The sequence below is a fragment of the Leisingera sp. M658 genome (assembly GCF_025144145.1).
Lineage (GTDB): Bacteria > Pseudomonadota > Alphaproteobacteria > Rhodobacterales > Rhodobacteraceae > Leisingera.
In genome coordinates this window covers 2231456-2257473 of record NZ_CP083546.1, presented here as the reverse complement: position 1 = coordinate 2257473, position 26018 = coordinate 2231456, and the positions used below count along the sequence as shown (strand labels likewise).

General features: G+C 62.2%; 23 protein-coding genes. 10 read left to right on the top strand and 13 right to left on the bottom strand.

The genetic code is table 11. From position 1 onward, the window contains the following. Window positions 1–177: 177 nt before the first annotated feature. The 11 genes from mdoH to K3724_RS11215 form a co-directional block, all read right to left on the bottom strand. The gene (gene mdoH, locus K3724_RS11265; protein ID WP_259984810.1) at window positions 178–2055 is read right to left on the bottom strand and encodes a glucans biosynthesis glucosyltransferase MdoH; all 1878 of its coding nucleotides are present in this window, start codon (window positions 2053–2055) and stop codon (window positions 178–180) included. Continuing rightward, window positions 2052–3560, bottom strand: a complete 1509-nt coding sequence (locus K3724_RS11260; protein WP_259984808.1) for a glucan biosynthesis protein — start codon at window positions 3558–3560, stop codon at window positions 2052–2054. Before K3724_RS11260 ends, mdoH begins: the two co-directional genes overlap by 4 nt. Next, window positions 3557–4819, bottom strand: coding sequence for an OpgC family protein (locus tag K3724_RS11255; protein ID WP_259984807.1), 1263 nt, complete (start codon window positions 4817–4819; stop codon window positions 3557–3559). The genes K3724_RS11260 and K3724_RS11255 overlap by 4 nt, the downstream gene beginning before the upstream one ends. Before the next feature lie 25 nt (window positions 4820–4844). Then, entirely contained in the window at window positions 4845–6206 is a 1362-nt protein-coding gene (locus K3724_RS11250) for a tetratricopeptide repeat protein (protein WP_259984805.1), read from the bottom strand. A 260-nt stretch (window positions 6207–6466) separates the two neighbouring features. Further along, window positions 6467–7669, bottom strand: coding sequence for a CaiB/BaiF CoA transferase family protein (locus K3724_RS11245; RefSeq protein ID WP_409201376.1), 1203 nt, complete (start codon window positions 7667–7669; stop codon window positions 6467–6469). Beyond that, a complete protein-coding gene (locus tag K3724_RS11240; RefSeq protein ID WP_259984804.1) occupies window positions 7653–9266 on the bottom strand; it encodes a thiamine pyrophosphate-binding protein in 1614 nt (537 codons plus the stop codon). Before K3724_RS11240 ends, K3724_RS11245 begins: the two co-directional genes overlap by 17 nt. A gap of 149 nt (window positions 9267–9415) precedes the next feature. After that, complete coding sequence (locus K3724_RS11235; RefSeq protein WP_259984802.1) at window positions 9416–9886, bottom strand: DUF302 domain-containing protein; 471 nt, start codon at window positions 9884–9886, stop codon at window positions 9416–9418. 155 nt (window positions 9887–10041) lie between these two features. Beyond that, window positions 10042–12075 (bottom strand): PhoX family phosphatase, encoded by a 2034-nt coding sequence (locus K3724_RS11230; RefSeq protein ID WP_259984800.1) that lies wholly within the window; start codon window positions 12073–12075, stop codon window positions 10042–10044. 175 nt (window positions 12076–12250) lie between these two features. Next, window positions 12251–13309 (bottom strand): YeeE/YedE family protein, encoded by a 1059-nt coding sequence (locus K3724_RS11225; RefSeq protein WP_259984798.1) that lies wholly within the window; start codon window positions 13307–13309, stop codon window positions 12251–12253. Window positions 13310–13329: 20 nt separating this feature from the next. After that, window positions 13330–13668 (bottom strand): helix-turn-helix transcriptional regulator, encoded by a 339-nt coding sequence (locus tag K3724_RS11220; RefSeq protein ID WP_259984796.1) that lies wholly within the window; start codon window positions 13666–13668, stop codon window positions 13330–13332. Window positions 13669–13728: 60 nt separating this feature from the next. After that, the gene (locus K3724_RS11215) at window positions 13729–14112 is read right to left on the bottom strand and encodes a hypothetical protein (RefSeq protein WP_259984794.1); all 384 of its coding nucleotides are present in this window, start codon (window positions 14110–14112) and stop codon (window positions 13729–13731) included. A gap of 109 nt (window positions 14113–14221) precedes the next feature. Between K3724_RS11215 and K3724_RS11210 the strand changes: the two genes are divergently transcribed. The 9 genes from K3724_RS11210 to K3724_RS11170 all read left to right on the top strand — a co-directional run bounded on the left by K3724_RS11210 (window position 14222) and on the right by K3724_RS11170 (window position 22152). Next, window positions 14222–14959 carry a cytochrome c biogenesis CcdA family protein gene (locus tag K3724_RS11210; protein WP_259984792.1) on the top strand — a complete coding sequence of 246 codons (738 nt, stop codon included), beginning with the start codon at window positions 14222–14224 and terminating at the stop codon, window positions 14957–14959. Window positions 14960–14978: 19 nt separating this feature from the next. Next, window positions 14979–15560 carry a thioredoxin family protein gene (locus K3724_RS11205; RefSeq protein ID WP_259984790.1) on the top strand — a complete coding sequence of 194 codons (582 nt, stop codon included), beginning with the start codon at window positions 14979–14981 and terminating at the stop codon, window positions 15558–15560. Between the two features lie 127 nt (window positions 15561–15687). Beyond that, entirely contained in the window at window positions 15688–16164 is a 477-nt protein-coding gene (soxX, locus tag K3724_RS11200; RefSeq protein WP_259984788.1) for a sulfur oxidation c-type cytochrome SoxX, read from the top strand. 58 nt (window positions 16165–16222) lie between these two features. Further along, a complete protein-coding gene (gene soxY, locus K3724_RS11195) occupies window positions 16223–16639 on the top strand; it encodes a thiosulfate oxidation carrier protein SoxY (RefSeq protein WP_259992620.1) in 417 nt (138 codons plus the stop codon). A gap of 44 nt (window positions 16640–16683) precedes the next feature. Then, window positions 16684–17013 (top strand): thiosulfate oxidation carrier complex protein SoxZ, encoded by a 330-nt coding sequence (gene soxZ / locus K3724_RS11190; protein WP_259984786.1) that lies wholly within the window; start codon window positions 16684–16686, stop codon window positions 17011–17013. Between the two features lie 75 nt (window positions 17014–17088). Then, a complete protein-coding gene (soxA, locus tag K3724_RS11185) occupies window positions 17089–17940 on the top strand; it encodes a sulfur oxidation c-type cytochrome SoxA (RefSeq protein WP_259984785.1) in 852 nt (283 codons plus the stop codon). A gap of 98 nt (window positions 17941–18038) precedes the next feature. Next, entirely contained in the window at window positions 18039–19736 is a 1698-nt protein-coding gene (gene soxB, locus K3724_RS11180) for a thiosulfohydrolase SoxB (RefSeq protein WP_259984783.1), read from the top strand. A gap of 114 nt (window positions 19737–19850) precedes the next feature. Next, on the top strand, window positions 19851–21122 hold the full coding sequence (soxC, locus tag K3724_RS11175; protein ID WP_259984781.1) for a sulfite dehydrogenase: 1272 nt from the start codon (window positions 19851–19853) through the stop codon (window positions 21120–21122). Beyond that, window positions 21106–22152, top strand: a complete 1047-nt coding sequence (locus K3724_RS11170; RefSeq protein ID WP_259984779.1) for a c-type cytochrome — start codon at window positions 21106–21108, stop codon at window positions 22150–22152. Before soxC ends, K3724_RS11170 begins: the two co-directional genes overlap by 17 nt. A gap of 97 nt (window positions 22153–22249) precedes the next feature. Here K3724_RS11170 and K3724_RS11165 read toward each other — a convergent pair whose 3' ends face one another. Then, complete coding sequence (locus tag K3724_RS11165) at window positions 22250–23689, bottom strand: hypothetical protein (RefSeq protein WP_259984777.1); 1440 nt, start codon at window positions 23687–23689, stop codon at window positions 22250–22252. A gap of 395 nt (window positions 23690–24084) precedes the next feature. Beyond that, a complete protein-coding gene (locus tag K3724_RS11160; RefSeq protein WP_129370623.1) occupies window positions 24085–25092 on the bottom strand; it encodes a GlxA family transcriptional regulator in 1008 nt (335 codons plus the stop codon). 253 nt (window positions 25093–25345) lie between these two features. Between K3724_RS11160 and K3724_RS11155 the strand changes: the two genes are divergently transcribed. Continuing rightward, entirely contained in the window at window positions 25346–25978 is a 633-nt protein-coding gene (locus tag K3724_RS11155) for an ATP-dependent Clp protease proteolytic subunit (protein ID WP_129370624.1), read from the top strand. The last annotated feature ends 40 nt before the right edge of the window (window positions 25979–26018 follow it).

Sequence of the window (26018 nt, the reverse complement as noted above, 5' to 3'; positions counted from 1 at the left end):
GCCCTGTGGGCGCGCTGCTGTTGCATGCCACCGCGAGGCCGGTATTTTTGAGGATAGCGGCGGGTATTTGCGCAACCGCGCCGCGCGTCAGCGCGGCGCTAGGCCCAAAACCGCCAAGGGTGTCCCGGCGCAGCCGGGGATCCTGCGGTCGCGGGAGTTCCCCGCTGACGTGCGGGCTTATTCCGCCGGGGTGCTGCGGGCGGTGCTGCCTTCCAGCAGGGCCTTCAGGTCAGCCCGCGCAACGCGGGCGGCACGGGTGATCTGAGGTTCAGTGAATTCCTCGCGCGTGGCCATCCAGTTGCGGATGCGGTTCACGGTCTTCACCCCGGACAGGGCTGACAGCGGCACTGCCAGCACCAGCGAGAGCCCAATCGGCGCCAGCCACAGAGAAACGGTGCCGCTAAGGATCCCGGCCCAGAGCGCCAATCCGCTGACGGTTTCCAGCGCGTGGCAGGTGATCAGCGTGCGCAATGAATAGCTGCCGCCGTCGCGGGCCTGCGGTTCCCAGCCGCGCTGCAGCCCCAAGGCAGTACGGAACACCGCGATCATCTGCTGCACCATCAGGATCGGCGCATAGAGGATTGCCAGCAGCACTTCGGAGACAAAGGACAGCGCGAAATGCACCGGCCCGCCGTATTCCGAGAACCGGCTGCCGGTCAGCGGCAGCGCCATTGCGGCCAGCATCTTGGGCGCCAGCAGCATCGCGTAAATCAGGATGATCACCAGCACGTGTTTGGGTTCCGACATATCCGGCCAGCTGGGGCGGAACGGGTTGGCCTCGCTGAAGTAGCTGATCACAGACGCCTCGTCGCTGCGGCCGATGACGGCCCAGAGCACCAGCAGCGCAAACCACACCGGTGCCATCAGATAGCCGATCGCGCCGGCAAACAGGTGAAAGCGGGAGATGGCGCGGAAACCTTTGGCGTGCAGCAGGTTCAGGTGTTGCAGGTTGCCCTGGCACCAGCGGCGGTCGCGCAGGATGTGGTCGATCAGGGTGGCTGGGGTTTCCTCGTATGATCCGCGGATGCGGGGCAGAAAACGCACAGACCAGCCCGCGCGGCGCAACAGGCCCGCCTCGACAAAATCATGGCTCATGATCAGCTTGTCACCGCCGCCAAAGCGCGAGCGCAGCAGCGGCAAGCCGGCACAGGCGGCAAAAGCGCGGGTGCGGATGATCGCGTTGTGGCCCCAATAGTTGCCCTCGTGGCCGGCCCACCGGGCCAGGCCTTCGGCCAGGGCGAGGCCATAGACGCCGTTGGCGAACTGCTGCATGCGGCCAAAGACTGACTGCGCGCCAATAAGCTGCGGGTAGCTTTGGATCAGGCCGGCGCTGGGATCGCGGGCCAGCGCATCGGCCAGCCGGGCAATGGCGCGGCCGGTCATCAGGCTGTCGGCGTCCAGCACCAGCATCGCCTCGTAATCCGCGCCCCAGCGGCGCACCCAGTCAGAGATATTGCCGACCTTGCGCCCCTCATTGTCGGCGCGGCGGCGGTAATACAGCGCAGTGCCTTCTGGCAGCATGCCGCGCAGCGCCTCGACACTGGCGCGCTCCTGTGCGGCGATGGCGTCGTTGCGGGTGTCCGAGAGGATGAACATCGCGTATTCGTGCTGGCCGCCGCGTCCGTGAAGTTCCTGCAGCATGGTCTGGGCGTTGCCCAGCACGTACCAGGGCACCTCGTTATAGACCGGCATCAAGAGCGCCACCTTCATCGGGCGCGCCGCGCCGCGGGCCACGGTCTTTTCCCGGCGCGAGAGGCCATAGAGACCCAGGAGCACGGTCGAGACGGTAAAGGCGATCCAGAAGAAGTTGAAGGCGATCAGCGCCAGCAGCACCAGCTCCAGCACTGAGAACCCGTCAGCGGTGAACCAGCCCCGCATTACCCAGGTCAAGACACCGGTCGCCAGCATCGCCGGCGAAAACGCCAGCAGCCGCCACAACGCCACCTGCCGCGGCGCGGCATCGCCGGGCGCGTCTGCATCGTGGAAGTCCTTGCTGAAATCCTGTTCCGGCATCGCCAGGGGCTGTTCCGGGGGCATCAGATCACATGCAGTCATGCGGTCCACCTGTAAAGCCAGACCTCGGAAGCGGCATCGCCGTCTTTCCTGAGCTGGGCGCGAAGTTCAACGTGATCCCGCTCACCGGGGTCAAAATAGAAGGCCAGCCGCAGACCGCCGGTTTCGGGGTTGTGCTGCAGCACGCCTTCGCTGGTCGCCACATGGGGAGAGTGGATGTGGACGTCAAGAGTGTCCGGCCCGCCGTCAAAAAGCGGGTGGGCATCGAAATCAATGGTCATGATCCGGCCCGGCCCGCCAAAGATCCGCGCACCCTCGGCGGTGTCGATCACCCGCGGCATCGACAGCACCGGTTCTTCGCCCCAGGTGAGACGGTAATTCAGGTTCACCTCGGACCCGGCGGCATAGGGGTCGCGCGGGCGCCAGTAGGCGACGATATTGTCGTAAATCTCCTTGTCCGCCGGGATCTCAACCAAAGTCACGGCGCCTTTGCCCCAGTCTTCCTTGGGTTCGACCCACAGGCAGGGGCGGTTGTGATAAAAGGCTTCCAGGTCGTTGAATTCCGACAGTCTGCGCGGGCGCTGCATCAGGCCAAAGCCCTGCGGGTTTTCATCGACAAAGGACGAGACCTGCAGACGGGTCGGATTGGCAAGCGGCCGCCACAGGGTCTCGCCATTGCCGTTCAGCACCAAGAGGCCGTCGCTGTCATGCACTGCGGGGCGGAAATCGTCGAAACGGTTGCGGTTGGTGGCGTCGAACAGAAACATCGAGGTGAGCGGCGCAAGGCCTGCGTGGCTTAACTCCTCGCGGGCGAACAGCGTCGCCTCCACATCCATCACCGCGCTACTGCCGGGGGTGATGGTGAACCGGTAGGCGCCGGTGACGGACGGCGAATCCATCAGCGCATGCACCACCATCGAGCGTTGGCCGGGGGCAGGGGCCTCCAGCCAGAATTCGATGAATTCGGGGAATTCCTCACCCTCGGGATCGGCAGTTTTCAGTGCCAGGCCGCGGGCCGACAGCCCATAGGCGTTGCCGGTGCCGATGGCACGGAAATAGCTGGCGCCCTGGAAGACGCAGAATTCTGTCTTTTTGTCCGGGTGATCCAGATCGGTGCGCAGGCGCAGGCCGGAATAGCCCAGGTCGCCCTCGGTCGTCAGATCCGGCGCCTTGTCGTTCTTGTCGAACAGGGACAGGTCAAAGCCGATCCGCTCAGCCATGCCGTCCGCCACCGTGTTCACCTGAATGGCGCGCGGAAAATAAAGGCCGGGCAGGAAGAAATCGACGTTATAGCTGCGGTCGGTCCCCGCCCACAGCGCGTCCTTGGTGCGGAACCAGCGCGATTTATAGTCGTCATATGACTGGTCCAGCCAATCCTGCGGCACCATCGGGCGATCGGCAAAGGGTTTGGCGGCCAGCGCGCGGGCCTTGGCCACCACCACGTTGCGGGTAAAGGGCATGGCCTCGCGTGCCACAGACGGCAATGCGGCAAGTGCTGTGCTGCCAAGTGCGGCGGCCAAAAAGGAACGGCGGGTGAAAGAGCTCATTTCTTGGCTCTCCATGGCTGGGACTTGAACCAGGCAGCGCCGTAAGCGCAACCAATGATTAGGAAAAAGCCAAACAGATTGGCGAATGCCGTGGTCATAACCGCGCGGTCGGTCTGGTCAAGCGCAAAGCCGATGAAACGCGCCAGTGCCATTGAGAATACAAACACCGCAAGCGATTGCTGGCCGACTTTGGTGATGACCTGCAGCAGAACCGCCCAGATCCGCGCTGCGGCGGAACTGCCGGAGGCGATCAGCCGTTTGCCGCCTTCGCCCGCAGCAACCCAGCCCAGATAGGCCAGCGCCAGGAAATGGGCATAGCGCAGCAGGCCGAAGTCTGTTTTTTCGCGCCATTCGCCGATGGCATCGCGGCCTGGCTTGATCAGGTCGGCCAGCTCGGGGCTGGCGGCCTTGACCCAGGTGAAGACTTTCCACGATCCATAAGGCGCTGACAGGATCAGGAATGCGGCGGCCAGCACGACCAGCACTTTGGACACCGGCGGCTTCGGCAGCCAGCCTTTCATAAAGGCAAAGCCGGTGAAAAACAGCAGCTGCCAGCCGAACGGGTTAAAGAACCATTCGCGTTCCGACCAGGGTTCCGCCGGCAGTGACACACCGTCGGGACCCAGACCGATCATATAGGGGTTGGCGGTCAGCCAGATCAGCAGTGATACGGCAGCCACGGCCCAAAGGCCGATCTTTTCCAGACCCATCATCAGCGGCATCAGCATCAGCACCACCAGGTACATCGGCAGGATGTCAAAGTAATTCGGCACATAGGTGAGGGTGAACAGCCCCACCAGCTGGGTCATCGGATCCTTGAAGAAATGGCCGAGATTCAGAGAGTTCACATAGCTCTTCTCGAACCCGCCATAGAGGTCGATGGCAGCCATGGAGACGGCAATGAAAACAAACAGGCCGATATGCGCCCAGAACACCTGCCAGCAGCGGAATGCGACGCGGGCGGTGCCCAGCCACCAGCCTTGCTTGGCAAAAGAGCCGCCAAAGGCAATGGCCGAGGCCATGCCGGAGCAAAACACAAAGATCTCGGTTGCGTCCGAGAACCCGAAACGGGCCGGAATCCAGCCGGTCCAGCGGTTGCCCGGGATGTGGGCGGCCAGGATGATGAACATGGCAATGCCACGGTAGAAGTCGAGCCGCGGGTCGCGCACACGCGGCTGCGCCGCTTGCGGCGGGGGGGCTGCGCGGTTGGCAACACCGGGATCGTTCTGAGGCCCGGGGAAGGGCGCAACGCTGGACATTTGTGTTTTTTAGTCCTTGAAAGTCTTATTCGGCAGGAACGCTTGCAGCACCGGGAGCGTTCCGGCCTTCGGCGATCAGGGTGCGGCGGGCAAGCGCGTAATTGTCCTCGGCGCCGCCGCGCTTGGCACGGCGGTCATCCAGGATTGCCTCGACCGCGTCAAGCTGGCCTGAGCGGATTCCCGCGTCTATGGTAATGCGTTCAAAAACATCGCGTTGCGCGTGGCTGCCGCCGGCCAGCTGCATGCTGCCGCGGGCGGACGCAAGATGGCTGAAGGCGGATTTGTAATTGCCGTCGCCAAAGGCTTCCAGCCCATCGGCGGCTGCGCAGCCGGGATCACCCATGCGGGCGCAGGCTTCGGACCCTCCTTGTTTGGCGTCGGCATGAATGCGCTGAACCAGCTTGCGGGCGTCTTCCTTGCGGTGGCCGGTGAGGGCCAGCAGGTAATGCAGGTCGGCGAAAATCAGGCTGCCGTCCTCGGTGCGGTTGGCGCAAAGCTCCGACAGCTCTTCCCAGCGGCTGCCGGCATCGACGCCTTCCAGTTCCAGCCGCACCAGCAATGACGTCGCGTTGGAGATGTCGCGGTAGTCGTCGGTTTTGTCCTTGCGCACCTCGGTGTCATACAGCGCAAGGGCTTCGTCCATCTGGCCCAGGTCCAAATGCATCAGCGCCTTGTGCCACCAGACGTGGTAGCGGAAGTTGTTGCAGTGCGCCCAGGCTTCTTCGCGGCCGTGCAGCCACTCCAGCCCTGATTTGGCATTGCCGGTCATGTCATGCACATGCGCCACCGCATGCAGGCCCCAGGCATCATCCGGCGCCATCCACAGCGCTTGACGGCCGGCATTGGCCGCGCGTTCAAACTCGCCGGTTTCCTCCAGCGCAAAGGAGTGGCAGCCCAACAGATAACCGCGGCCCGCGTGGTCGGGCGCATAGGCCGGCATCACCCGTTCAACGGATGCCCGCATGCCATCAGGATCGCCAAGAATAAAGCGGATGCCGTGGCTGAGCTTCATTGCCAAGGTGTCCTGCGGGAAGATGTCCAGCACCTCTTCCATCCGGCGGATGGCCTGGCTGGGGCGGCCTGCCAGCCAGTTTTCCAGCGCATCGACATATTTGCGTTCCCGCGGCAGGGCACCTTCGTACTGCGCTTTGGCATCGCGCAGGGCTTCCTGCGCTGTGGGAAGCAGCTCCCGGCGGCCCAGCATCAATAGGGACAATCCTTTGATCGCATGGGCCAGGGCAAACTCCGGCGCCGATTTCAGCACCGCGCCCAGGTGATCGGCGGTTACTGCGGCATGTGCCAGAACGCCCATCTGCACGGCATTCCAATCCCGCAGCGCCGCTGCATCGGTCAGGCTGCTGTCTTGGCCGAAAATATCATGCATCATAGGAGTCCAATCTTTCTCAAAATAAGCGCGGGTTCCGTGTCCTGATGAAAGAGTAGTTCATCGGATCGGTCCGGGCGAACCCCGCTCGCGGTTTGGTGATGGCCTGTGTGTGCCTGACAGTCAAATTCGCCGGATGTGTAGGATTTCCGGGGAAATTTTTGCAAGCGAAAGGGTTAAGGAGCGGCGAAATGACCGCCGATTTGGCGGTGATTTGCCGGAAAGTGTAACACTTGGCGGAAAGCCGCCGCGAAAGGCGGTGCTTAGCTTGGCCCAAAGGGGTCGCTGGCGTCCAGAATCTCCTCTGTTCCTTCACCGCAAACGGGGGGCGCGTGCCGGTATGTTACAGGCGTGCGGGAAAAATTCAGCGGGTTGCCCAGCAGTTTGACCGGGCCTGCCGCGCTGTCCATGCTGATGGCCATATTGCGGGCCGCGACCTGATCGGTGGCAAACAGCGTCTGCAGATCCTGCACCGGTCCTGCGGGAACCTTGCGGGCCTCCATCGCGGCCAGCACCTCTTCCGTGGTGAACCGCTGCACCGACGGGATCAGGACCCCGTTCAGCGCGTCGCGGTTCTGCAGCCGGGCCGGGTTGGTGGCAAAGCGCGGGTCTTCTGCCAGGCCTTCCAGTTTCAGGAATTCCATAAAGCGTTGGAACTGACTGTCGTTGCCCACCGCCAGGATCACATGCCCGTCCGAGGTTTTATAGACGCCATAAGGCATGATGCTGGGATGCTCATTGCCGCGGCGCTTGGGGGTTTGCGCGGTGTTCAGATAGGCGGTGCCCTCGTTGATCAGCCAGGCGATCTGGGCATCGACCAGGGCGAGGTCGATCTGCTGCCCTTCGCCGGTTTTTTCGCGGTGGTGCAGGGCCGACAGGATGCCGATACAGGCATACATGCCGCACATGACGTCTGCGATGCCAACACCGGTTTTCATCGGCTGGCCGTCAGGTTCGCCGGTCAGCGACATGATGCCGCCGAACCCCTGCGCCATGATGTCGTAGCCCGGTTTGTGGCTGTTGGGGCCGGTCTGGCCGTAGCCGGAGATTGAACAGTAGATCAGGCCCGGAAAATCATCCTTGAGGCTGGTGTAATCCAGCCCGTATTTTGCCAGCCCGCCGGGTTTGAAATTCTCGATCAGGATATCGGCCTCTGCCGCCAGCCGGCGGATGGCCTGCTGTCCGCCTTCTGCAGCGATATCAATGGCAACCGAGCGTTTGTTGCGGTTGGCGGCCATGAAATAGGCCGAGAGATCGGATCGGTTTCCGTCCGCATCGGCCACATAGGGCGGACCCCATTGGCGGGTGTCATCGCCGCCGGTTTTGGGGTTCTCCACCTTGATCACCGTAGCGCCGAGGTCGCCCAGCAGCTGGGTACAGGTCGGGCCTGCCAGGATGCGGGAAAGATCCAGAACCTTGACCCCTTTGAGGGCGCCGTGGGGAAGAAGATCAGATCCGGCCATCATAGCCTCCGCGGTCGATCACAGCCGAGATGACGGTGAATGTGTCTGCCTGCATCGCGTCCTGCAGGGCGGCGCGCAGTTCCGCGCGGCTGGTTACTGTCACCCCGTTGCCGCCAAAGGCCCGGCCCATCGCAGCGAAGTCATGCGCCGCAAAATCTACCCCGCCGTTGGCGAGCTGGCGCTGGCGCTGCTTGAGTTCGATCAGCGCAAGGCTGGCATCGGCAAAGACCACAAAGATCGGCGCCAGGCCCAGTTCCGCCGCGGTGGAAAGCTCGCCCGCCACCATCAGAAAACCGGCATCGCCTGAGAAGCTGACCACGGGGTGGTCCGGCTGCGCCAGCTTGCGCCCGATTGCCATCGGCACGGCACAGCCCATGGTGCACAGCGCCGATGACTGGATCAGCCCGCGCGGCTCATGGCATGGCCACATCTGACTCAGCAGGATCCGGTGCGCACCGCTGTCGGCTGTGGCAAGGGTTTCCGGCGGCAAGGTAGCGCGGCATTCTGCAATGACGCCCGCCGGACCCCATGCGTCGTCGTGCGGGAAGGCGTCGGCCAGGGCTGTTTTTACTGCGGCAGGGCGGCCGTTCGTCCAGGTTTCGCGCGGTACGGTGCCATCGGATAGGGCCTCTAGCGTCGGCGCAATGGCGGTCAGAAAGTTCAGCCCGGCCTGGTGCATGTAATGGGTGTTGGCCTCCGGCGCGATGTCGATCACGTTCTGGCGTTTCACGTCCCAGGCATTGCGCCAGCCGGGGCGCATTTCAATCGGGTCATAGCCGATGGAGAGGACCAGATCGGCCTCCTGCACCAGCGGCAACAGATGTGTGTCTGCCAGCGGCGACAGGCCTGCGCCGCCAAGGCAGAGCGGATGGTTTTCGGCAATGATCCCCTTGGCCTTGTAACTGGTAATGAACGGTATCCGGTGTTTTTCCACAAAGGCGCGGATTGCAGGGCCGGCGTTTTCCTGCAGCGCATCGAGGCCGATCACCGCCAGCGGGCGTTCTGCCGCTTCCAGCCAGGAGTGCGCCTGCGCCAGCGCTTCACCGCTTGGCACGGCCGCACTTGCAGGCGCGCGGCGGTGGCCGCGATCTCTGGCCGCCGCATCGGCCACTGAGATCGGCACATCAATATGCACCGGGCCGTTTCGAGCCTCGGTTGCGATGGCAACAGCCTTGTCTGCGATCAGATCGGCAGCTTCGGCATCTAAACGGAACGTTGCCTTGGTGATCGGGGTGAACACTGCGCGATGGTCAAGCACCTGATGGGTATAACTCTGCTCGTCTGCTGCGTCGACGCAGCCGGTCAGCACCAGCATCGGCACCCGGTCCTGATGCGCATTGGCCACCACATTGATTCCGTTCAGCGCGCCGGGGCCGAGGGTGGCAACCAGAATGACCGGTGCACCGTCAGCGTGATGCACCCCTTCGCCGATGAAACCGGCGCAGTTTTCATGCTTGGCCAGGTGGAACGTGATGCCCGCGCGTGTCAGCGCATCCACCAGCGTCAGCACTTCGCCGCCGGGCATGCCAAAGGCGTGGCGGCAGCCCGCTTCATACAGGCGCCGGGCCAGAACGTCAGCTGTGCGCAGGATCTCTGTCATCTTGTCGGTCCAATCCGTTGATTTGCCGTCAGATTGCCGAGGATATGCCCGCGTGCAAGCCCTCTCACGCCAGTGTGAGGCGTGTTGCAGCGGAAATCGGCGCATTTCATGCGCTTTCGGGTATTTAAACCAGAAAGAAGCGGAAGGGGCTATTGCCGAGCCTTTTCAGCGATCTGCGCAAAGCGATTATCAAGCTGGCCTGCCAGAGCTTTCAGCGCTGCACCGCCCTCATCGGTGTAGGGCGCAAAGACATGGGAGGGCAGCTTGTAGGCGAGGGTGGCACTGCCGTTGGCTTCCTCGGTGACATAGATGCGCACGGGGGCTTCGATCATTGCGGCGGTGGACAGCGCCAGGATTTTCACCGCGAAATCATTGTTGAACAACCCGATCACCCGGTTCCCAGGGATGGTGATGCCGCGGGCGGCAGCGGCCTTGGTGGGGCCTGCCTGGGTCACCACTCCCATGCCTTCGGCCTTGGCGGCGGCTTTGACGTCCTTGATCAGCTGCTCATAGGGCTTTGACGTCTCATGCACTGCCCATCCGTTGCGTGCAGCAATGTTTCCGGCGGATGCGGCAGAGGCTGCCAGAATGAGCGCGGCAGTCAGGCGTTTGAAAAACATGGGGACCCTCCAATGGCTTTACCGGGTTTTTTAAATCACGCGGGTGGGCTGGTTGCTCACAATTGCGTGCATCAGGCGGCAATCCGCCCGTTAGGGCAAAAACCTGCGCGTGCCCCGTTTGGGGCGCGCTCCGCTTGATAACAGCTGTGCGGGTATCATCCTGCGATTCTGCCGCCGCCCTGTTTTGTGACCACCACCACTGAGGGGCGCGGCGGCATTTGAGGGTTGAAATCCGGCCAGCGGGTAGCCGGGTCTTCAAAAGTCGATGCGCGCGCAAACCCCGTCAGCGCCTTGGTGCCGTCGGTGCCGGGATGCTGCACTGCCAGGAACAGTGTCTCGCCGTCCGGTGCAAAACAGGGGCCGCACAGCTCGCCGCCCGCCGGGCAGCGGAAGAACAGTTTGGAGTGACCGCGCAGGCTCCCTTCGGTCTCAACCCCGTACAGCCCGTCCGATTTGCCGGTCTTGCCCCATTTGCTGCCCTGATCGGTCGCGACCCACAGGCGGCCCTCGGCGTCAAAGGCGCAGTTGTCGGGGGAAGCGAACCAGCCGTTGTCAGAGGTTTCCGGATTCCATTCGGCCCCGACGGCGGCAATGCCCGGATCGCCGCATTTCACCAGGATCGACCAGCTGCCGCGGGTCGCTGCATGGTCGCCGCCGTCTTCCTTGATTTCGATGATATGACCGAAGCGCGACTTTGCCCGCGGATTGGCTGCGTCCGTCTCGCCTGCCTTCCGGCGGGCGTTGTTGGTCAGCATGATATAGGCAGTGCCGTCGCCGCGGGGGGCTGCATCCTCGGGGCGGTCCATTGGCGTGGCCCCCAGCGCATCCGCCGCCAGCCGTGCATCGATCAGAACGTCAGCCTGGCTGGCAAAGCCGTTTTCAGCCGTCAAAGGGCCCTCGCCATGGACCAGCGGCAGCCAGTGAACACTGCCGTCCGGGTCAAACCGCGCCGCATACAGCGTGCCGTCGCTGAGCAGCTTTGAATTGGCCGCCGGGTCGTCCGACACAACGCCCTTGGAGACGTATTTGTACTGATAGTCAAACCGTGCATCATCACCCATGTAGACCACAAGATGCCCGTCCGTGGAGGTGGTGGTTTCAGCGCCTTCATGGCGGAAGCGGCCAAGCGCGGTGTGCTTCACCGGTGCAGCCTCCGGGTTTCGCGGATCGACCTCAACAACCCAGCCGAAACGGTTGGCCTCATTGGGGTCCTTGTCGATGTTGAAGCGGTCGTGGTATTTGCCCCAGGCGTACCAGCGGCCCGGCACGCCATAACGTTTCATCTGCGCCGCTTCGGGCTGATCCGACAGGTCCGGCTTGCCGTCTGCGTCCAGCCTGTCCGTCCAGAAATAGCCGTGGAAGTTTTCCTCGGCCATCAGCCAGGTGCCCCAGGAGGTCATGCCGCCGGCGCAATTGTTCAATGTGCCGATGACCTGCGCCCCGCTGGGATCCGCGCTGGTTTGCATCCGGGCATGGCCCGCAGCGGGTCCGTCGATGGTCATCACCGTGTTCAGCGGCGAGATGCGGCGGTTCCTGCTGCCATCCCGGACCACCGCCCATTTGCCGTCCGTGCCGCGGGTAATCTCGACCACCGAGCCGCCGTGTGCGGCCATTTCGATATCCACCAGCGCGCGTGTCATGCCGGCAAAGTCTGCTTTGTCCTGGCGGCCAAGGGCGGGGAACATCACCTCTTCATTGGTGTATTCGTGGTTCACGCACAGCAGCCCGCGGGTGCCTTCGGTATTCAGCGGGGTAAAGCCGACATAGTCGTTGTTGTAGCCGAACTGCTGCAACTGGGCCTGGGCCGTCTGGTTCAACACGTCGAAATCCGGCGCATCTGCCGTGATCGGGTCGCCCCAGCGCAGCAGGATATCTGCGTCATAGCCTTTGGCCACGTGGTGGGTCCCGTCGTTGCCCCAGGCCAATTCGTCAAAGGCATAGCGGCTGCTTGCAGCAGTGCCGGCAGCATCAGCCTGGCGCGGCGCGGTGAGGGCTGAGGCGCCGAACAGGGCGGTGGAGGCTGAGACCCCCAGCAGGCCTTTCAGCATGTCCCGGCGGCCATAACGGCTGGCGATTACTTCGCCGATGGTGCGGGTCAGGTTCGGATTGGCGGGAATATCATCAAAGGCTTCAAAGGCTTCCCCCTTGTTGCCGGTTTGCGGGTCTTCGATGATCTGCTTGCGGTCCATGGCGGGCTCCAAAATCTCATCCATCGGTGCCGGCCGGCCAGCAGGGCCAAACACGGACCGGGATCATCATGGGCGGGTGTGTAACAGCTGCATAAAGGTTGATGCGGGTTAATCGAACTATCACATTCGGCGGAGCGGACTGCAATTGCCCGCCAGTCCCGGCGGGGGCAGCGGCTTATTCTGCCGGGCGGAAGCCTTCGATCAGCTGGCGCAGGCCGATTGCGGCACCTGCAAAGATTGCCAGCATGGTGACGGGCGCCGAGACCGCCAGAAGGGAGAATGCGCTGAGGCCTTGACCGACGGTGCAGCCCATGGCGATCACAGCACCTGCGCCCATGATGGCGGCGCCGATAATCTGGCGGCGCAGCTCGCGCGGGTCGTCACAAGCCTCCCAGCGGAAGTGACCCTTGATCAGCGAACCGGCGAAGGCGCCGGTCCAGACCCCGGCAATGGAGCCGACGGCAAAGGACAGCGGGCGCAGACTGCCGGTCATGGTCCAAAGGATCGTCTCCCCCAAGGGGGCGGAAAAGGAATGCGAGACAACCGGCAGCGCGTCGAACCCTTCGGCGTTGACATAGGTCGTGCCGACCCAGCCGGAGGTGACGGCCAGCCCAACCACGGCAGACCAGAACAGTGCTTGCCTGTCGGCGCGCAGTTCCGCATTGGCAAGCGTGGCCAGCAGGATCAGCAGGCCGGCAGCGATACCGACCGCGGCAACCGGCAGACCGCTCCAGGCGGCGGCGTAATGGGCCAGTCCCGGCGGGATTTCGGTGGTGACGTCCTGCTGTGTGAAAAACAGGTTGCGCAACGGGGCGAGGGGGCCAACCAGAACGACATAGGTGGAGACCCCCATCACCAGCACGATCACAAAGCTGCGCAGGTCGCCGCCGCCCAGACGGGCGATGGCGCCGTAGCCGCAGTTGCCGCTGAGGGCCATGCCGTAGCCGAACATCAGCCCGCCTAGGATCGAGGCGGCGGGCATCCAGCGGATCGACAGGTAAAAGGACTGGCCGGCATCGACCAGCCCAAGGCCGATCAGTGCAAAGCTGGACGTGACAGCTACGCCGATAGCAATGCCCCACATCCGCATCCGCAGGGAGGAGCCGCCATAGAGCAGGTCTTCGATTGCACCCAGGGTGCAAAACCGTCCCAGCCGCGCGGCAAGACCCAGCAGAACACCGCCCAGCAGCCCGATAAAGGCGGCCAGCTGGTGTTCTGTCAGGAAATCAAACATGCGGGGATTTCAATCGGGCCTTAGCTGCCGTCTTTGCAGAAAAGGTCATAGACCACTTCCAGGATGCGGCGGGGTTTGTCGTCGGCCAGGCGGTAGAATATGGCTTTGCCCTCGCGGCGGGGAATGACCAGTCCTTCCAGCCGCAGGCGGGACAATTGCTGCGAAACGGCGGCCTGGCGGGCCGACAGCAGCTCTTCCAGTTCGGTCACGGATTTCTCGCCCGAGACCAGGTGGCACAGGATCATCAGCCGGCCTTCGTGGCTGATCGCCTTGAGGAAGTTGGAGGCTTTGGTGGCGTTATCCACCATCTTGTCCATTTCTTCCGGTTCGATGTCGGCAGAAAATTGCGGTAATGCCATCTGTTATCTCCTGAGCGGCGCATGCACGCCGCACTCCTCTGCTTGACCCCGCCGGGTCGGTCAGCTGCCGCCCTGAGTGTGCGTATCTTCAACAAACCCTGTATGGGCGGTTAGCAAATCTGCCAGCAAAGGCCAAAAGAAATCTTCGCCGGGATAGCCTTCGAGCCGGGCCTGTTCCTCTCCGTCCTCAACAATCAGGAACGTCGGCGTGAACATGACCCTGCGGGCGACTTGCAGATCCTCAGGCAGGGCACGCAGGTCGACCCGGCGCAGGGGTGCGAATTTGCCTTCGGCTGTTTTCGGATAGACCGGGGCGATTTCTTCGTCCCAGCGGGCACACCATTCGCAGCCCGCCTGTTCAACCATCACCAGTTCAGCCGCCCAGGCGGGCAGGGCAAGGCAGACCGCCGCTGCGGCTGCAGCCAGTTGCCGAAGGTGGCGCATGTGTGTCATTCCATCTGTTGACGGTTGCTATTGAAACAACATAATTCGAATATGTGAATGACACAAGCCGGGCCCGGATAACGTTGTTGTGGGGCAACTGGGGGACTTGATGCTGGAAATATCCCTGTTTGGCGCCTTGATCGCAGGATTGCTGAGCTTTTTCACCCCCTGTATTCTGCCGATGGTGCCGTTTTACCTGTCTTACATGGGCGGGCTGTCGATGGCCGAGCTGCGCGGGAACGGGGCGATTGCTGCCGGGGCGCAGCGGCGGCTGCTGGTATCTGCCTGCTGTTTTGCCGCTGGTGTCACCACCGTGTTCATGCTGATGGGCATGGGGGCGACGGCGCTAGGGCAGCTGTTCGGGCAGTATCTGGAGGTGCTGTCTTATGGCGCGGCGGCTTTGCTGCTGCTGTTCGGGCTGCATTTTCTGGGGTTGGTGAAAATCCCGCTACTGTACCGCGAGGCACGGATGGAGAGTTCTGCAGAGCCGTCGACCGTGCTGGGTGCCTATCTGATGGGGCTGGCATTCGGCTTTGGCTGGACGCCCTGTGTGGGGCCGGCGCTGGCGTCGATCCTGATGATCGCCTCAGGTATGGGCGATATCTGGCGGGGCGGGGTGCTGCTGCTGGTTTACGGGCTGGGCATGACGGCGCCCTTTGTGGTGGCGGCGCTGTTTGCCAAGCCGTTCCTGGGCTGGGTGGCGCGGCACCGGACCGCCTTTGGCTGGGTGGAGAAGGGGATGGGCGCAATGCTGGTGCTGTTTGCGGCGCTGATCGCCACCGGCGGGGTGCGGCTGATTGCCGAGGCGATGATCCGCTGGATGCCGGGTTTCGGTTCGATTGGGTAAATGAGGTCAGGAGTTCAACATGCTGAGAAGTATTGCGAAAGTGTTAATGGCGGTGGTGCTGGCCGCGCCCCTGTCAGCGGCGGAGCTGGGCGATGACGGGCTGCACAAGACAGCCTGGATGCGGGACACTTTCAAAGATCTGCGCGAAGACCTGGAGGAGGCCAATGGCGAAGGCAAACGGCTGGCGCTGATCTTTGAGCAGCGCGGCTGCATCTATTGCACCAAGATGCATGAGGAGGTCTTTCCCCGTCCTGAGGTCAGCCAGTACATTGAAGAGAACTTTTTTGTCGTGCAGCTGAACTTATACGGGGATGTGGAGGTCACTGATTTCGACGGCGAGGCGCTGGCGGAAAAGGACATGGCACGCAAATGGGGCGTCTTGTTCACGCCGACGATTCTGTTCCTGCCGGAGGACGTGGGCGAAAACGTCACAGCCACCGAAGCGGCGGTTGCAACGATGCCGGGCGCATTTGGCGGCGGCACCACGCTGGACATGTTTACATGGGTCAACGAAAAGCGGTATGCGCTTGATAACGGGGAAGATTTCCAGCGGTATCACGCGCGTCGGATTCGCGAGCGCAATAATGGGTCTGCCGACTAGGTGTCTGGCGCATAATTTGGAAAAATTCACAATAATGAATTTGTTGTTGCGTAGCAGGGCGGCCGTGCCCTACGGTATGCAGCAGCTAAGCAACCGCACTCAGATGCGGCAGCCATTGGGAGGATACATGAAGCTTACATCTCTGACACTGGTGCTGAGCCTGGCCGGAAGTGCGGTTTGGGCCGGGGAGGTTGCTCCGAAAGCGGTGCAGTATGGCGAGGATGGCCAAGTGGCCGCGTCGCTGACGGGTGTTGCCGGCGATGCCGTCAATGGCGCGCTGGTTGTTGGCACCAAATCCAAGGGCAACTGTGTGTCCTGCCACCAGCTGACCGCGCTGGCGGATGTGCCGTTCCACGGTGAAATCGGCCCGTCGCTGGATGGCGCGGGCGATCGCTGGACCGCAGAAGAGCTGCGCGGGCTGGTGGCCAACGCCAAGATGACGTTTGAGGGCACCATGATGCCGGCCTTTTATAAGGTCGATGGCTTTATCCGCCCGGGCGATGCCTATACCGGCGATGCCGGGACCGAGCCGCTGCCGCCGATCCTGACGGCGCAGGAGATTGAAGATGTGGTCGCATTCCTTGCGACACTGAAGGAAGAGTGAGGCGCGGGCGGGGCCTTGCGTGCCCTGCCGCCTTTAGAGAATTCAAAGGAGAGATATGATGGAGTTCTCACGCCGTGAGACCCTGGCGATGGGCCTGGGCGCTGCCATGGTAACCGTGCTGCCGTTCCGTGTGAATGCGGCGGCGGATGACCGGATTGCCGCCTTTACCGGCGGTGCGGATATCGCCGAGGGCGGCGTAACCCTGACCGCGCCGGAAATCGCTGAAAACGGCAACACCGTTCCGGTGTCCGTCGCGGCCGAAGGCGCCACCGCGATTATGGTGCTGGCCACAGGCAACCCGACCCCGGGCGTGGCGACGTTCAATTTCGGCCCCGGTGCGGCGGCGCAATCGGCCTCGACCCGGATCCGTCTGGCGGGCACCCAGGATGTGGTTGCGATTGCTAAGATGGCCGACGGCACATTCACCAAGGCAAGCGCCACCGTCAAAGTGACCATCGGCGGCTGTGGCGGCTGAGGCCGCTTGCACCCTGAACGGACTTCTTAAGGAGAATTAAAGACATGGCATCCGGTGTTAAACCCCGCGTCAAGGTCCCGAAGACAGCCGCCGCCGGTGAGGCGGTCACTATCAAGACCCTGATCAGCCACAAAATGGAAAGCGGCCAGCGCAAGGACAAGGAAGGCAACCTGATCCCGCGCTCGATCATCAACCGCTTCACCTGCGAATTCAACGGTGCGATGGTGCTGGACGTGGCGATGGAGCCTGCGATCTCGACCAACCCGTATTTTGAATTCGACGCTGTCGTGCCGGAAGCCGGTGAATTTGTCTTCACCTGGTATGACGACGACGGCGCCGTCTACGACACCAAGAAGAATATCGCCATCGGCTGATCCGTTCCGGATCTTCAGGCACGCGTCCTGTCCGGTGTGAACCGGGCAGGGCAGGCACCCAAGGGAGGACAGGGAATGAACAAGAAGGCAATCACAGCAATTGCCGCCGTGCTGGCGCTGCCGATGGCCGCGAGCGCAGGCCCCGACGACGACACGCTGGTGATCAACGAAGAGATCGAGATGGTCACCAAGACCGCCGCACCCGCGCATATTGCGGATGTGATCGATGAGGTGATGTCCGGCTGGCACTTCCGCAAGGATGAAACCCAGTCGCTGCAGATGGACGACTTTGAAAACCCGGCGATGATCTTTGTCGATCAGGCGATCGACACTTGGAACACTGCCGAGGGGTCCGAAGGCAAGTCCTGCGCATCCTGCCACGATGATGCGGAGGACAGCATGGCCGGCGTGCGCGCGGTGTATCCCAAGTGGAACGAGGCCGCCGGCGAGGTCCGCACTCTGAACATGCAGATCAACGATTGCCGCGAAAACCAGATGGGTGCCGAGAAGTGGAAATACTCCGGCGGCAAGATGGCGGCGATGGAAGCGCTGATTTCCGTCCAGTCGCGCGGCATGCCGGTCAATGTGGCCATCGACGGCCCGGCCCAGTCTACCTGGGAGCAGGGCAAGGAGATGTATTACACCCGCACCGGCCAGCTGGAGCTGTCCTGCGCCAATTGCCATGAAGACAACTATGGCAACATGATCCGCGCCGACCATCTGAGCCAGGGCCAGATCAACGGCTTTCCGGTGTACCGCTTGAAAAACACCAAGCTGAACACGGCGCATGCGCGTTTCAAGGGCTGCATCCGTGACACCCGCGCCGAGACCTACAAGCCCGGCTCGGCAGAATTTGTCGCGCTGGAGCTGTATGTCGCCTCGCGCGGCAACGGGCTGTCGGTCGAAGCGCCTTCCGTCCGCAACTGATCTTTGCGCCCCGTTCCTGAACCCAGGAGCGGGGCGTATTTCACTTTAAACATTCATTCGCGTGAATATATCGCGCGGCACACAGGATACCGGTACTTATGATCTCGCGCCGTGATTTTATGCAGGTTTCCATGGCGGCATCGGCCATGGTGGGGGCGTCAGGCTTTGGCAATTGGGCGCGGCTGGCGGCGCAGCAGTCGCTGACGCAGGACCAGCTGTTGCAGTTCGACAGTTTTGGCAACATCAGCCTGATCCATGTGACCGATATTCATGGGCAATTGAAGCCGATCCACTTCCGCGAGCCGTCGGTCAATCTGGGGGTTGGCGCCAACAAGGGGCATGTGCCGCATATCACCGGCGCCGATTTCCGCAAGGCCTATGGCATCGCGGACGGCAGCCCTTCGGCCTATGCGCTGACCTATGACGATTTTGCCTCGCTGGCGCAGGGCTATGGCCGGGTTGGCGGGCTGGACCGGATGGCGACCATCATCAACGCGATTCGCGCCGACCGTCCCGATGCGCTGTTGTTCGACGGCGGCGACACCTGGCACGGCTCCTATACCTGCCATCACACGGCAGGTCAGGACATGGTCAATGTGATGAATGCGCTGAAGCCGGATGCGATGACCTTTCACTGGGAGTTCACGCTGGGATCCGAGCGGGTGAACGAGATCGTCGAGGGGCTGCCCTTTGCCGCCCTTGGCCAGAACATCTTTGATGCGGAATGGGACGAGCCGGCCGAGCTGTTCAAACCCTACAAGTTTTTTGAGCGCGGCGGTGCCAAGGTGGCGGTGATCGGCCAGGCCTTCCCCTATATGCCGATTGCCAACCCGGGCTGGATGTTCCCGGAGTATTCGTTCGGCATCCGCGACGAGAACATGCAGGCCATGGTGGATGAGGTCCGCGCTGCCGGTGCCGATCTGGTGGTGGTCCTCAGCCACAACGGTTTTGACGTCGACAAGAAGATGGCGGGCAAGGTGCAGGGCATCGACGTGATCCTGTCGGGCCACACCCATGATGCGCTGCCCGAGCCGGTGCTGGTGGGCAGGACCCATATCATTGCGTCGGGGTCGAACGGCAAATTCGTCTCCCGCGTTGATCTGGATGTGCGGGACGGCCAGCTGATGGGGCTGCGGCACAAACTGATCCCGGTGTTCTCGGATGTGATCGCGCCGGACCCAATGGTGGCGCAGCTGATTGACGCCGAACGCGCGCCCTATAAGGCGCAGCTGGAGGAGGTGATCGGCAAGACCGATACGCTGCTGTATCGCCGCGGCAACTTCAACGGCACCTGGGATGACCTGATCTGCGACGCGCTGCTGAGCGAGCGGGAGGCGGATATCGCTATGTCGCCCGGTGTGCGCTGGGGGCCGTCGCTGGTGCCGGGCGACGACATCACCCGCGAGGATATCTGGAATGTGACCTCGATGTCATACGGCGCGGCGTACCGGTCCGAGATGACGGGCGAGTTCATCAAGGTGATTCTGGAGGATGTGGCCGATAACATCTTCAACCCCGACCCCTATTATCAGCAGGGCGGCGACATGGTGCGGATCGGCGGCATGGGCTACCGGATCGACATCACCAAGCCGCAGGGCGAGCGGATCAGCGAGATGACCTTGCTGAAGACCGGCGAGGCAATTGATCCGGCAAAGTCTTATGTGGTGGCCGGCTGGGCCAGCGTAAATGAAGGCACCGAGGGTCCGATGATCTGGGATGTGGTCGAGGATCATATCCGCAAGCTCGGCACCGTGAGCCTGAACCCGAATACCTCCGTGCAGGTGGCGGGCGCTTAAACGGCGCCCGCCCCGGCGGGGCTGACAAAACCTGCTTGAGGCAGGGATATGTAAAAAATTTTGCGCAGTTGAATTCACGAACGTGAATTTATCTATGTGAGGAGGCAAAGACAGATGAGTGATAACGCCAAGAGCCTGGCGCCCTCGCGCCGCCAGTTCCTGACCGGGGCGGCGGCTGCCGGGGCCGGGGCGGTGGCTGCAGGCGCTGCCAGGGCCGCAACACCGGATCCGCTGATTACCGAGGTGCAAGATTGGGCCAGCGGCCTGGGTGAAGGCGTGGACGCGACGCCCTATGGCCTGCCGGTCCAGTTTGAAAGCGACGTGGTGCGCCGCAATGTGGAGTGGCTGACGGCGGACACCATCAGTTCGATCAATTTCACGCCGATCCACGCGCTGGACGGGACCATCACGCCGCAGGGCTGCGCGTTTGAGCGGCATCATTCGGGCGCGATTGAGCTGCGCAAGGAAGACTACCGGCTGATGATCAACGGGCTGGTCGAGACGCCGTTGGTGTTCACCTACGAGGATCTGGAGCGGTTCCCGCGCGAGAACCGCGTCTATTTCTGCGAATGCGCGGCGAATTCCGGCATGGAGTGGGCCGGCGCCCAGCTGAACGGGGCGCAGTTCACCCATGGCATGATCCACAACATGGAGTATTCCGGCGTGTCGCTGCGGACGCTTCTGAAAGAGGCCGGTGTCAGCCCCGAAGGAAAATGGGTTTATGTCGAAGGGGCGGATGCATCCTCGAACGGGCGCTCAATCCCGTTGGAAAAGGCGATGGACGACGTGCTGGTGGCCTTCAAGGCCAATGGCGAAGCGCTGCGCAAGGAGCATGGCTATCCCGTGCGTCTGGTGGTGCCGGGTTGGGAAGGCAACATGTGGATCAAATGGCTGCGCCGGATCGAGGTGACGGATCAGCCGATTGAAAGCCGCGAGGAGACCTCAAAATACACTGATACGCTGGCCAATGGTGTCAGCCGCAAATGGACCTGGGAGATGGACGCGAAATCCGTTGTCACCAGCCCCAGCCCGCAAGCGCCGATCAAACATGGCACGGGACCGCTGGTGATCACCGGTCTGGCCTGGTCGGGGCGTGGCGCCATCACCGGAGTGGATGTGTCGGTTGATGGCGGCAAGACCTGGACAGAGGCACGGCTGGCTGCACCCGGCACCGACAGGGCGCTGACGCGGTTCTATCTGGACACAAACTGGGATGGGTCGGAAATGCTGTTGCAGAGCCGGGCCAGGGATTCCAGCGGCTATGTGCAGCCCACCAAGGCGCAGTTGCGCGAAGTGCGGGGGCTGAATTCGATCTATCACAACAACGCCATTCAGACCTGGTGGGTCAAGGCAAACGGGGAGGCGGAAAATGTTGAAGTTTCCTAAGCTTGCGGCAGCAACCGCAGTTGTGGCGGCCTGTGCGGCACCGGCCTATGCGGAGAAATTCGGCTTGGGCCGCCCGGCGCTGCCGGAGGAAATCGCGGCGTGGGACCTGGACGTTGCCCCCGACGGCACCGGCCTGCCCGCAGGATCGGGCGATGTGTTCACCGGCGAGGAGGTTTTTGCCGAGAAATGCGCCGTCTGTCATGGTGATTTTGCCGAAGGCGTCGGCAACTGGCCCAAGCTGGCAGGCGGGCAGGATACACTGGATCACGACGACCCGCTGAAGACGGTGGGCAGCTACTGGCCGTATCTGTCGACCACCTGGGACTATGTGAACCGGTCGATGCCGTTTGGCGATGCGCAGTCGCTGAGTGCGGATGAGGTCTATGCCATCGTGGCCTATATCCTTTACTCCAATGATCTGGTCGATGATGAGTTTGTGCTTTCGGACGGGACTTTCACGGATGTTAAGCTGCCGAATGCCGGCGGGTTCATTCTGGATGACCGGCAAGAGGCAGAGGCGCATTTCTGGAACCCGGAACCTTGCATGGAAAGTTGCAAGGAGAGCGTGGAGATCACCATGCGGGCCATGGTGCTGGATGTGACGCCGGATGAGGACAGCGCCGAACCGCGCGCCGCAGGTGAGGCAGAACAAGAAGCGGCTGCGCAACAGCCAGCGGAGGCTCCCGTTGAAGTGGCTGCGATTCCGGATCCGGAACTGGTCGCCAAAGGCGAGAAGACCTTTAAGAAGTGCAAGGCCTGCCATCAGGTCGGGGACGGTGCCAAGCCGAAGACCGGACCCGTTCTGAACGGTATCATCGGCGCCCCGGCCGGCCATGCGGAAGGGTTCCGCTACTCCAAAGCAATGAAAACCGCAGCTGAAGACGGACTTGTGTGGGATGAAACGCAATTGGCGGCCTTTCTGGCCAAGCCGAAGAAATACATGAAGGGCACCAAGATGTCCTTTGCCGGGTTGAAGAAAGAGAGCGATATCGAAGCCGTGATCGCCTATTTGCAATCCTATTCGCAGTAAACGCGGCCCTGAAGAGCTGCAGCAGAGAGGGGCGCGGCTGGCGCCCCTCTCTTTAGTGTTCGCTGCACAAGGGGCATGTGCCCAGTAGCCGGGCCCCTTATGGGAGAGGCGGGAACACCAGGACCATTGCACCCGTGATGTCTTCAAGACGGGCCTTCGGTGTTCGTTCTGCGGCAGGCCGGCGCAGGCTTTCGGGCAGATCCGCGCAGGTTTGCGGTGCCGCCTGGCAAAGGATGACGGCGCGTCCAGTCAGCAGTTCAAGACGGTTTGCAAGACTGCTGGACATGTGCAGGCCGGCTTTGGCGGCAGAGGGGTAATTCAGAATGTCTCCGGTGACAAATACCGGCTTTGGGCTGACTGCGATGGCAGCAGCCATTGCGCGGGTTTCAACTTGCCAGTCGCGAAAGCGGGCGAATTGCACGGCAGTCTGCACAAGATAACTGGCGGCCACCAGCAGCACCGCATTGCGCGCCAGCCGGCCCGGCAAACCAGGCTTGCGGCTCAGCTCCTGTGCTGCCCTGACTATCATCACAGCATAGATGATCCAGGTGAAATGGAAGGCGCGGGCCGGGATGGTCACTCCCAGCTTGAGCACCTGAAGGGTCATCAGTGCCATGCCCGCCCATAAGGCAACCCAGATGTACAGGGTCTCCATCGGCTGCCGGCGCAACAGCACGGCAGTGGCCGCTGTCAGCATGCCGGCATGAAACAGCAGAACCGGGGCGGACTGAAAGCTCAGCTTGTCCAGGAGAACTGAAACCGTCGCCCGCAGCTGCGGCAGATGGGACCAGAACCCGGTCAGGTCAAGCGCGGGGTCCGGGCTGCGCGCCGGAGCCAGCGGGATGCCGAACACCCCATGCACCTGCCAGTTCAACGCATAGACCGCCAGCACCGCACCTGCAAAGCTGAGCCCGAACAGAACCACCAGCCCCGCAAGGTCACGAATAGAGCGCTGCTGCGTGCTGATCAGGCAGATCGCAAACAGGATGAGCGGAAAAGTTGTGTAGGCGGTAAAGGCCAGCAGGGTAAACGGCGGCAGCAGCAGCCGCAGCGTGGCTTGGCGCAGGGTGAGCGCAAGAAACCCGTAGAGCGCCAGCAATGCAAAGCCCGGAATGACGGTGCTGGACCAGCCTGCCATCAAAAAGACAGGCGGGGCCGGCAGCAGGGTGAGGGTGAGGGCAATGGTGAACCAGGTACGGTCATTGTCTCTGGTTGCCGTGGCTGCAATGGCGGCTGCGGTCAACGCCCACAGCACCTGGAACAGGGCGAAGTTCAGCCAGGGCGGTGTTACAAGTCCGCGCAGATGCCACAGGTAATTCAACCAGCGCCCTTCATGAAGGGTCTTCGGCCAGAACCCATCGGGCCTGGCCAGCAGAGCGGGGTAATCGTCAAACCGGACAATAGGATCCAGCAGATTTCCGGCGGACACGGCAAGTATAAGCGGCAGCGCCACACCGGCAGAGATACGGAACGCCCGGAGTCTGCCGGTGTCCAATTCCTGTATATGCGGCAGATGAAGGTGCGGAGAATGCGTCATGCGAAAATCCAAAAATGGTGCTGTGGCGCCATTGTTCTGCGCCCGGTGGTGCTGATTTCGAAAGTTGTGTTCATTGAATGACCTAGCGCGCGGCTTTGCCCTGGAAATTTTTCGGCAACCTGGTTGCAGGAGAGCCGCCGCGTAAATCCTGTTATGAGTTTTTGCCCTGAAGTTAAATCTCCCCAGGCGTGTTTTTCAGATATAGGGAGAATTCGGCAAATTTTAGGCGTATTGCGCTAACTCTCACAAACGGACCAGAAGGTGCGGGGTTGCATACTCCTGGCCAGGGGAGATGACCGCCGGCAGATAGCTGAGCCGGGAAATCTAGCCGCGCGGTGCAGAAAGCCGCAGCGCAGGCCGGTGGCCGGGCAAGACTGGCCGCCGGAGTTCGGGTATCAGCTCCAGCCTTTGCGGAAGAAATGCGGGGAGGCGCCGAACTTGCGCTTGAACTGGCGTGAGAAATGCGTGGCCGAATTGAAACCCGAGGCGAGCGCAATTTCGGTAACGCTCATCGAGGTTTCGTTCATCAGCGCAAAGGCGTGGCTGAGGCGCATGTCGAAATAGACATGCATCGGGCTTTGGTTCAGGTAGCGCGAGAACAGCCGCTCCAGCTGGCGGCGGGAAATATCCAGCCGGTCGCAAAGTTCGCCGATCGACAGCGGCTCCTCGATCGATTCCTGCATCAGCTGCAGCGCGTTCAGCAGACGCTGGTTGCGGCTGCCGATGGCCACCGCATAATTCGATTTCTGCGGCGCCGCCTGGCCGCCGGAGCGCACATGCAGGCACATGTCGGCGACAATGATCGCCAGCTGCTTGCCGTGGCGCTCCTCGATCAGGTGCAGCATCATGTCGGTGGCCGCATTGCCGCCGCCGCAGGTCATCAGCGGGCCGGAGATTTCAAAGATGTTGGGCGAGGGGTCCAGGTTCGGGTAGCTTTCCAGGAAACCCGGCTGGTTTTCCCAGTGCAGCGTGAATTTGTGGTTCTTGATCAGTCCGGCCTGGGCCAGGGCAAAGGCACCAGTGCAGATGCCGCCGATGGAGCGGCCAAAGCGGCTTTCGCGGCGCAGCCAGTTCAGGGTGATCTCGCTGGCCGTATTTTGCGGCTCCACGCCGGCGCAGACAAAGCCCAGCGAATCCGAGGGCAGCGGCTGCAGCGGTGTGTCCGGCGTGATCACCATGCCATTGGAGCAATGCAGCGGCTGGCCGTCTTCGGTCATGATGTACCAGCGGTACAGCCGGGTGCCGGTCACCTGATTGGCAATGCGCAAAGGTTCGATGGCGGCGGCCACCGGCAGCATTGTTGCCTTGGGCAGCAGCAGGAAATAAAAATCCTGCGGCTCGCCCTCAAAGGGAACGGCGAGATTGGCGGCGGCGCCTTTCTGAACGAAACTGTCATCAGCCATGGCGGAACCCCAGCACGGCACCCGGGATTTGGCCCCCCGGGTGGAATTCGGACTTGAGTTTGTTTCCTAAGGTGCTGCCGGGCGCCGCAGCCCGAGAATAGCGACAGCGTTCCAGCGGATTGCGACACGGTATGCAGCTTTGCGGCACCGTAAAATGGCCGCCGCCCCTTGCAGCTCAAAAGTGGCGATACTAAGACTCAGGTAACACACTGTCGGGTATGGTGCCGGACATAAACAACGCAGGCAGGTCGAAATGATTGATCCCAGAGAAACATACATGAATACCCTGGTCCCGATGGTGGTGGAGCAGACCAGCCGGGGCGAGCGGGCCTATGACATTTTTTCCCGCCTGCTGAAGGAGCGGATCATCTTTCTGAATGGTCCGGTGCATGACGGCATGAGTTCACTGATCGTGGCGCAGCTGCTGCATCTTGAGGCGGAAAACCCGTCCAAGGAAATCTCCATGTACATCAACAGCCCCGGCGGCGTGGTGACGAGCGGCCTGTCGATCTATGACACCATGCAGTACATCAAGCCCAAGGTTTCGACCCTGGTGATCGGCCAGGCGGCCTCGATGGGGTCGCTGCTGCTGACCGCCGGCGAAAAAGGCATGCGGTTCAGCCTGCCCAATTCCCGGGTGATGGTGCACCAGCCCTCCGGCGGGTTCCAGGGCCAGGCGACCGATATCATGATCCACGCCGAGGAAACCCTGAAGCTGAAGAAGCGCCTGAACGAGATCTACGTCAAGCACACCGGCCAGGAATACGACAAGATCGTCGATGCGCTGGAGCGGGACAATTTCATGGCGCCGGAAGAAGCCAAAGAGTTCGGCCTGATCGATGAGATCGTCGAAAACCGCGCCAAAGGCGACGAAGAGCAGGCGTAACGCCTGGCGTTGTGAACAGCCGTGTGCCCCGTGTTTGAAA

What these genes read in the sequence shown, in the direction of transcription:
- K3724_RS11260 (WP_259984808.1), bottom strand. Translation starts at nt 3,560, where the DNA reads ATGAGCTCTTTCACCCGCCGTTCCTTTTTGGCCGCCGCACTTGGCAGC.
- K3724_RS11155 (WP_129370624.1), top strand. Translation starts at nt 25,346, where the DNA reads ATGATTGATCCCAGAGAAACATACATGAATACCCTGGTCCCGATGGTG.
- K3724_RS11230 (WP_259984800.1), bottom strand. Translation starts at nt 12,075, where the DNA reads ATGGACCGCAAGCAGATCATCGAAGACCCGCAAACCGGCAACAAGGGG.
- K3724_RS11245 (WP_409201376.1), bottom strand. Translation starts at nt 7,669, where the DNA reads ATGATGGCCGGATCTGATCTTCTTCCCCACGGCGCCCTCAAAGGGGTC.
- soxA (WP_259984785.1), top strand. Translation starts at nt 17,089, where the DNA reads ATGAACAAGAAGGCAATCACAGCAATTGCCGCCGTGCTGGCGCTGCCG.
- K3724_RS11235 (WP_259984802.1), bottom strand. Translation starts at nt 9,886, where the DNA reads ATGTTTTTCAAACGCCTGACTGCCGCGCTCATTCTGGCAGCCTCTGCC.
- K3724_RS11225 (WP_259984798.1), bottom strand. Translation starts at nt 13,309, where the DNA reads ATGTTTGATTTCCTGACAGAACACCAGCTGGCCGCCTTTATCGGGCTG.
- soxZ (WP_259984786.1), top strand. Translation starts at nt 16,684, where the DNA reads ATGGCATCCGGTGTTAAACCCCGCGTCAAGGTCCCGAAGACAGCCGCC.
- K3724_RS11160 (WP_129370623.1), bottom strand. Translation starts at nt 25,092, where the DNA reads ATGGCTGATGACAGTTTCGTTCAGAAAGGCGCCGCCGCCAATCTCGCC.
- soxB (WP_259984783.1), top strand. Translation starts at nt 18,039, where the DNA reads ATGATCTCGCGCCGTGATTTTATGCAGGTTTCCATGGCGGCATCGGCC.
- K3724_RS11240 (WP_259984804.1), bottom strand. Translation starts at nt 9,266, where the DNA reads ATGACAGAGATCCTGCGCACAGCTGACGTTCTGGCCCGGCGCCTGTAT.
- soxX (WP_259984788.1), top strand. Translation starts at nt 15,688, where the DNA reads ATGAAGCTTACATCTCTGACACTGGTGCTGAGCCTGGCCGGAAGTGCG.
- K3724_RS11165 (WP_259984777.1), bottom strand. Translation starts at nt 23,689, where the DNA reads ATGACGCATTCTCCGCACCTTCATCTGCCGCATATACAGGAATTGGAC.
- soxY (WP_259992620.1), top strand. Translation starts at nt 16,223, where the DNA reads ATGGAGTTCTCACGCCGTGAGACCCTGGCGATGGGCCTGGGCGCTGCC.
- K3724_RS11255 (WP_259984807.1), bottom strand. Translation starts at nt 4,819, where the DNA reads ATGTCCAGCGTTGCGCCCTTCCCCGGGCCTCAGAACGATCCCGGTGTT.
- K3724_RS11205 (WP_259984790.1), top strand. Translation starts at nt 14,979, where the DNA reads ATGCTGAGAAGTATTGCGAAAGTGTTAATGGCGGTGGTGCTGGCCGCG.
- K3724_RS11215 (WP_259984794.1), bottom strand. Translation starts at nt 14,112, where the DNA reads ATGCGCCACCTTCGGCAACTGGCTGCAGCCGCAGCGGCGGTCTGCCTT.
- soxC (WP_259984781.1), top strand. Translation starts at nt 19,851, where the DNA reads ATGAGTGATAACGCCAAGAGCCTGGCGCCCTCGCGCCGCCAGTTCCTG.
- K3724_RS11250 (WP_259984805.1), bottom strand. Translation starts at nt 6,206, where the DNA reads ATGATGCATGATATTTTCGGCCAAGACAGCAGCCTGACCGATGCAGCG.
- K3724_RS11220 (WP_259984796.1), bottom strand. Translation starts at nt 13,668, where the DNA reads ATGGCATTACCGCAATTTTCTGCCGACATCGAACCGGAAGAAATGGAC.
- mdoH (WP_259984810.1), bottom strand. Translation starts at nt 2,055, where the DNA reads ATGACTGCATGTGATCTGATGCCCCCGGAACAGCCCCTGGCGATGCCG.
- K3724_RS11210 (WP_259984792.1), top strand. Translation starts at nt 14,222, where the DNA reads ATGCTGGAAATATCCCTGTTTGGCGCCTTGATCGCAGGATTGCTGAGC.
- K3724_RS11170 (WP_259984779.1), top strand. Translation starts at nt 21,106, where the DNA reads ATGTTGAAGTTTCCTAAGCTTGCGGCAGCAACCGCAGTTGTGGCGGCC.